Source organism: Halococcus sp. AFM35, assembly GCF_051195015.1.
In the GTDB taxonomy this organism is placed as follows: Archaea; Halobacteriota; Halobacteria; order Halobacteriales; family Halococcaceae; genus Halococcus.
Map to the genome: position 1 here is coordinate 1 of NZ_JBNTJU010000068.1, position 3,788 is coordinate 3,788.

Here is a 3,788-nt window from a genome sequence, read left to right on the forward strand (position 1 = left end):
ACCGCTATAAAACGAACGTAGAAAGTTCGATCAGATTATCTGGAACTAGCTGAACCAAACGATCTTGCCAAGTCGAGTGACCATGAACTCATGTCGTCTCGTACCACCTCAACACCTGCTCAGATCAGCCTCTCTTACCCAGAACGGACTCATCTCGAAGCTGTCGTCCGCAGAGCTACTGCGCCTCAACGTGATGTGCTCCGAGCCCGGATCGTTCTGTTAGCTGCTCGCGGCTACAATAATACCCAAATTGCCAAGCAACTCGCCTGTAATCGCAAGACTGCGCGAAAATGGCGCAATCGCTACACACGTACTGGCCGGACCGGGCTTGCTGACAAGCCCCGGTCCGGCCGACCACGCATCTATGATGATACCGTTCGAGCACTCATCAACGCTCTCGCGTGTGAACTTCCGGCTCAACGCGATCTTCCACTCTCTCGGTTGAGCATCACTGATATTCACATGGTCGCCGTCTGTGAGATCGATCCCTGCCCATCACCATCAACGATCGCCGCCTGGCTCAAGCAGGCGGCGATCAAACCGTGGACAGTAACCTCGTGGAAGACACCACGAGATCCGGATTTTGCCCAGAAAGCTGCGCCCGTACTGGACCTATACAACGGAACGTGGAACGGCGAAGACCTGACTGATGGAGATGTGGTCGTCTGTGCTGACGAAAAGACAGCCATCAAAGCCCGGTCCCGGCACCGAAACCCGCCGGGACCGGGCCGTCCACTTCGGGTTGAGCATGAGTACGACCGCCACGGTGGCTGTACGTATCAGGCGGCGCTCATCGTCGGGACAGGAGAAGTCTACGGACAGTGTGTGGTGAAGAATACGCGAGCGAATTTCGAACGGCTCGTTGAGATGGTAATGGCCGAGCCGATCTGCCAGCAGGCAGATCGCGTCTTCTGGATTACTGACAACGGGACCTCTCACCACCCAAATACGTTCACAAGGTGGCTGAAAAAGCAGTACGATAACGTCGAAGGGCTTCATCTTCCCAAGGGAGCGTCCTGGTTGAATCAGATCGAACTCTACTTCTCAGTGCTGACGCGCAAAGCGTTAACCGGTGGCAGTTTCGATTCCATCGTTGCGTTGATGCACCAAATCGCGGGATTCGAAGTGCTCTGGAACGCGGTTCCAGAGCCGTTCGAGTGGACCTACACGACAGAAGATATGAAACGGCTGCTTGAGAAGCTCCCAGCGGTAGAGTAAAGCTCGTTAGTGGCGTCTGGATAGTATGGCACAAATCCCTAAGTCAGTACGCCGAACGCTCACAGATCGTCTTGAGACCCACGCGCGCACCGCGTGGAGCGAGCGGTGCGCGCGTGTGGATGTTCGCTTCTGGGGCGAATACGCATACATTGACGCAGTCACGAGTGATCCGTGGATCAGTCCAACTGCAACCAAGGAAGAGAAAGAACAGATTCGGCAGACGCCAACGAAACTCTGCCGACTCACCTGGACAGGCGATCCTGACTCGTGGGGATATGCCTTCTACAAGTACAGCGATGAGCGGTACGAGCCATCGATCTCCCTCGACGGCTCGTTCGTCGGATCTCCAGAAGCCTGCTTCGACACTTCTGCGCAGGTTTACCTTCAGTAGGTACCGCTACTGGGTACGAACTTACTGGATGGTCCACTAAGTAAGCTAAGCTGGCTATGCTGTGTTAGCAGACTCAGTTAACTTAGCGTACTAAGCTAACTTGGTAGAGTAGGCATATTCAGTATGCTATCTATAGCCTACTTTGTGTGCTGACTCAGCAAAACTCGCTGACCTTGCTGGCTATTCACAGTTCGCTGACTTATGTCTGACAAAGATTTATCTCCCGACTCAGCACAGGCAGAGTATGGAGCACGTATTATCAGATGACTGGTCACAGGTGTTCCGGAGGTTCCAGCGACCAGAATCGCTAATTTCGGGCAAACAGCATTCCAGAATCGATAATCATCCGGTTGCGCGGGCTACACTGGTCATGCCACAATACCAATCATGAGTACTGATTCACTTGAATTCCAGGAGGAGAAAGCAGAACCGATTACGGGACAGGCAGTGAGCGTGAATATGCTAAAGGGGGGTGTGGGAAAGTCGCTCCTCGCACTCAATCTCGCTGACCGGCTGTCTCAGCACGGCCACGACGTCTTGTTCATGGATCTCGACCCAAACGGCCACATCACCGAAAGTCTCGGCTATCACGATGTCTTTGAGGATCCGACACACGACCTCACGAATATCGTTATCCACGAGTACGGCGAGTTCGACGAGTACATCTTCCCCACTGATTGGGAATGGGATTTCGTTCCGGCGTCGGTCAAACTGAGCACTCTGGAGAGCGAACTCAGCGATAACAGCATCACGCTCCTAAAGAAGAATTTCACGCAGCCTCTTCTCAACAACGGTGAGTACGACTACATCATCATGGATGGTGGGGGCGAGTGGAGCCATATCGCCAAGGCCGCGTATGGTGCGGCCGGACGAACGATTATCCCCATCCCACCAGGCGACATGAATCGGGCCGGATTCAAACGAACATACAAGCGGGTTGTCGACAAGATGCCCGAACAGGTAGATTTCAAGATCCTTGCAATCGTCCCGAACATGATCAGTGAGTACCTCAAGCACGACAAGGCAGATAGACGCCTTATTGAGGGTCTCAACCGCTCAGAGCAGTTCTCTCGGTATCTTCCCTCATTCGCACGCGTCCCGTCGGAGGACTGGGATGCGATCGATGCCGGGGAAATGGACCCCCCGAAACCAGGGCTCCGAAAAAATTCCACGCTCGAAAACGCCTTGGAGGAGGAGAACATGCCGTTCGGTCGGTATCTCGAAAAACAGGATTCGGTGAGCCAGAACGACCGGAAAACACTCGATCATCTAGACGAGCTGGTTCGCATCGTCGAGCAGGAGGGGGTTGCTAATGAGTGAAGGCGAGTTCGATGAATTCGTCGACCTTGATGGAGAAGAAGGTGAAAGTCACACTCCAAAAAAACCACGAGACGATTCTAAGGACCAAGACACCTCTCAACTATCGTCTCAAACTGGAGTATCGGAACAACAGATCAGTGAAGAGACAACGCCGTCGATTGAGAACCAGCCAGAGAAGATCTCCAACAGTACTCCGATGGGATGGGACCGAGAGCAGTTTGCGATGTTCTTCAAAGAAGACGATGTCTTCGAGTACGAGAATCTGATTTACGACGCTGAAGGCCGTCTGAAGCGCCAGTACAGAATCAGAAACAGCAAACGATACGAACTTGATCAGGCATTCATCGATCTGATTATGGACCGTGTGGACCCAGACGAGATTGCGGATCAAGTCATCGAAAATCGGGGTTTCGACATCTGAGAACAGCGCGACTGCTAACACAACCGCACGTAGTCGTCAGGTCTGATCCAAAGCGGGGATCACTGGGAAACCCGTTCCGAGTGATGCTTCGAACTCCACGTTCTGTTCGGATGAATTCATCGGAATCCAGTTGGATGATCGACACTCATTGCTCGTCCAGCGTCCCGTACAGTTTGGTCACGAACTCGTATACTTTCTCTTCTTCTTCAATTTCATAGTCACGATATTCAACAATATCGTCAACAACCTCCGTTTTCGGGGTATCAATATCGATTTTACTGACAACTATCCAGCCATCTCCCTTCTTCTCGTAGGCGACTGCTATCACTCTATCTCCAATGGTTATCAGCAAGTCGTAGATCCCACTTTCGACACCCCTACAGAATTGACAAAATGTTTTTGATCTGAAAAGTACCGAGAACTTCTTTGACCTCACAG

5 protein-coding genes are annotated in these 3,788 nt (G+C 52.4%); 4 read left to right on the top strand and 1 reads right to left on the bottom strand.

Going from position 1 to position 3,788, the window contains the following annotated elements; translation table 11 throughout:
* Positions 1 to 90 precede the first annotated feature (90 nt).
* The 4 genes from ACQUQO_RS17930 (at position 91) to ACQUQO_RS17945 (ending at position 3,350) form a co-directional block, all read left to right on the top strand.
* The gene (locus ACQUQO_RS17930) at positions 91 to 1,218 is read left to right on the top strand and encodes an IS630 family transposase (protein ID WP_435079975.1); all 1,128 of its coding nucleotides are present in this window, start codon (positions 91 to 93) and stop codon (positions 1,216 to 1,218) included.
* 25 nt (positions 1,219 to 1,243) lie between these two features.
* Positions 1,244 to 1,609: a hypothetical protein gene (locus ACQUQO_RS17935; protein WP_435079977.1), complete on the top strand. Its 366-nt coding sequence runs from the start codon at positions 1,244 to 1,246 to the stop codon at positions 1,607 to 1,609.
* A 387-nt stretch (positions 1,610 to 1,996) separates the two neighbouring features.
* Positions 1,997 to 2,929 carry a ParA family protein gene (locus ACQUQO_RS17940; RefSeq protein ID WP_435079979.1) on the top strand — a complete coding sequence of 311 codons (933 nt, stop codon included), beginning with the start codon at positions 1,997 to 1,999 and terminating at the stop codon, positions 2,927 to 2,929.
* Positions 2,922 to 3,350 carry a hypothetical protein gene (locus ACQUQO_RS17945; RefSeq protein ID WP_435079981.1) on the top strand — a complete coding sequence of 143 codons (429 nt, stop codon included), beginning with the start codon at positions 2,922 to 2,924 and terminating at the stop codon, positions 3,348 to 3,350. Before ACQUQO_RS17940 ends, ACQUQO_RS17945 begins: the two co-directional genes overlap by 8 nt.
* 145 nt (positions 3,351 to 3,495) lie before the next feature.
* Here ACQUQO_RS17945 and ACQUQO_RS17950 read toward each other — a convergent pair.
* The coding region (locus ACQUQO_RS17950) for a hypothetical protein (RefSeq protein WP_435079983.1) at positions 3,496 to 3,788 on the bottom strand (293 nt) is incomplete at its 5' end.